Consider the following 2,509-nt stretch of genomic DNA (forward strand, 5'->3'; position numbering starts at 1 on the left):
AAGTGGATCACGCGGCACCTCGCTCGGCATCGCGGCACTTGCGGCAGAACTCGAGCAGCCAGCGGCTGTCGTTCGCGGCCGCCGGGCTGTCGGCGAAGAACTCGCGCCGCGACTGCTGGAAGAACGCGAGCAGCTCGGCGCGTAGCGCGGCATAGCGCGGCTGCGCGGCGACGAAGCGGTCGACGCCGTGCTCGAACACCACTTCGCCGGCCGTCCGGTTCAGCGCCTCGTGCACGCGATGGAACGCGGCCCGCCGCTCGGGCGCCGGCGCGTCGGCCGGCAGGTGGCTGAGCTGTCGCCACGCACTCGCGAACGGCCGCCGGCGCCGCGACCACCCCGGCAGGATGAGGTAGATCTGCGCGAGGTACGCGAGGCATAGCAGCAGCACCGCGCCGCAGGCCAGCAGTCGGCGCTGCGCCGGGCCGGTGTCGAGCAGCGGCGGCGGCAGGTCGGGGCGCAGTTCCCCCAGGCCCTGGCGCGGCGAGGCCTCGACGGGCACCAGCGGCGACACCGTCACCGGCCAGGCGTCGACGCGCAGCGCCTGGTCGCGCCCGTCGCCCTGGAAGCCGAGCGAGAACGGCGCGATCTCCAGCGTGCGGACCTCGGGCGGCGCGATGAACACCTGGTACCGCAGCTGCAGCACGAGGCGGGTGCCGCCGGCTTCGGACGTGCTGCGGCGCGACACCGCCTGCAGCTCGATCGCCTTGCCGCGCGCGCCCGGCCGCGGCAGCGTGGCCTCGTCGAGCACGAAGCCTGCGGGGATGTGGACGATGAGCTCGCGCTCGACCAGGTCGCCCACGTGGTAGCCGAAGGCGCGCGGCTCGACGGTGCTGGCGCGCAGCGTGCCGGCGGCCGGCGCGACGCCGCTGCACGCGATCAAGGCCAATGCGACCAGACTGTCACGCATGGAAGTGCCGCGTCACCGCGTCGGCATCGAAGGCACCCTCGATGAACAGCGGGTTCAGCCGCTGCGCGCGGAACGCCTGCAGCAGTGCCTCGCGCCGCTGCGCCTGGTGCCGCTGCCATTGCTCGCGCAGCGCGGGCCGCCACCACACCAGGCGCTGGCGGCCGCTCTCGGGGTCGAGCACCTGGGCCAGGCCGCGCGGGGCGGCGAGGCTGAACTCCTGCGGGTCCCACAGCAGCACCGGCACCAGGTCGTGGTGCGCCAGGCTGGCCAGCACGGCGCGGACCTCGTCGACCGGCCAATGGAAATCCGACAGCAGGAAGACCAGCGACCGGCGCTGCGGCAGGTGGCGATGGGCCTCGCGCAGGCCGTGCGCCGAGCGGCCGCCGGGCTGCAGGCTGCGCAGCGTGCGCGTCAGCTCGCCGGCGGCGGCGCGCGAGCGGCTGGGGGGCAGCAGCAGGTCGCTGCGCACCTGTTCGTCGCAGGCGACGAAACCGAAGCTGTCGCCGGTGCGCCAGGCCGACCACGCGAGGCTGTCGACGAAATCGGCCAGCACGCCGAGCCGGCGCTGCGCGCCTTCGAAACCCATCGAGGCCGACAGGTCGGCGACCACCGCGACCGGGATCGACTTGCGCTGGCTGTAGACGCGCACCGACCACTGGCCGAACGGGTCGCGCAGGCTCGCATGCAGGTCGAGCCGGCGCGGGTCGGGCGCGTCGAGCAGCGAGGCATGGCCGCGGAACTCGAAGCCGCTGTCGCCGCGGCGGCTGCGGTGGTGGCCCGGGAAATGGCCGAGCGCCGCGCTGCCGATGCGGTAGTGGATCTCGGGGGTGGGCTGCGACATGACTAAGGCGCCGCCACGCTCGCGAGGATGCCGCTCATCAGCGGCCCGGAGATATCCTGCCGCCGCATCTCGYACACCGGCTGGTAGCACAGCCGGTGCGCGATGGTCTCGACGAACACCGCCTGCACGTCCTCCGGCGTCACGAAATGGTGGCCGTCCAGCCAGGCCGCCACGCGCGCCGCGCGCAGCAGGTAGCTCATGCCGCGCGGGCTGGCGCCGGCCAGCATCAGCTGCGCGGTGTCCAGCCCGGAGACCTTCACGCCGTACTCCGCCGGCACCGCGGTGGCGCGCCACAGCCCGAGCGCATAGTCCTGCAGCGCCTGCGAGGCCTGCACGCTGCGCTGGATCGCCTCGGCCACCTCGTTCAGCGCCTGGTGGTTCAGCATCGCCGCCGGCAGCTCTTCCAGCAGCCGGTCGGTGTCGTGGTAGCGCGGGTTGAACATCAGCTCGCGGCGGTCGTCATCGGTGGCCGGCGCATCGATGGTCACCTCCATCATGAAGCGGTCGCGCGCGGCCGACGAGATCTCGAAGGTCTCCTCGCGCTCGACACGGTTGCGGTCGGCGAACACCACCAGGTGGGGGAAGCGGAACTCGCGGTTGAAGGCCGACACGCTGCGCTCGGCCATCACGCGCAGCAGCAGCGAATGCACCTGCGGGCGCGCGCGGTTGATCTCGTTGAAGAAGAAGATCGCCAGGTCTTCGCCATGCCGGATCAGCGGGCCCGGCTCGACCGCCGGCCGGCCCTCGGCGCTGATGTAGGT

General features: G+C 73.1%; 3 protein-coding genes. All 3 read right to left on the reverse strand.

Annotated elements, in window-relative coordinates:
- Positions 1 to 7 precede the first annotated feature (7 nt).
- A complete protein-coding gene (locus AC1D12_RS30830; protein WP_477845018.1) occupies positions 8 to 907 on the reverse strand; it encodes a hypothetical protein in 900 nt (299 codons plus the stop codon).
- Positions 900 to 1,748 carry a DUF58 domain-containing protein gene (locus tag AC1D12_RS30835; RefSeq protein WP_477845019.1) on the reverse strand — a complete coding sequence of 283 codons (849 nt, stop codon included), beginning with the start codon at positions 1,746 to 1,748 and terminating at the stop codon, positions 900 to 902. Before AC1D12_RS30835 ends, AC1D12_RS30830 begins: the two co-directional genes overlap by 8 nt.
- 2 nt (positions 1,749 to 1,750) lie before the next feature.
- The coding region (locus AC1D12_RS30840) for an AAA family ATPase (protein ID WP_477845020.1) at positions 1,751 to 2,509 on the reverse strand (759 nt) is incomplete at its 5' end.

This window comes from Rhizobacter sp. P1_G5 (genome assembly GCF_056405435.1).

Coding starts and splice junctions, on each gene's coding strand:
- AC1D12_RS30830 (WP_477845018.1), bottom strand. CDS start 907: ATGCGTGACAGTCTGGTCGCATTGGCCTTGATCGCGTGCAGCGGCGTC.
- AC1D12_RS30835 (WP_477845019.1), bottom strand. CDS start 1,748: ATGTCGCAGCCCACCCCCGAGATCCACTACCGCATCGGCAGCGCGGCG.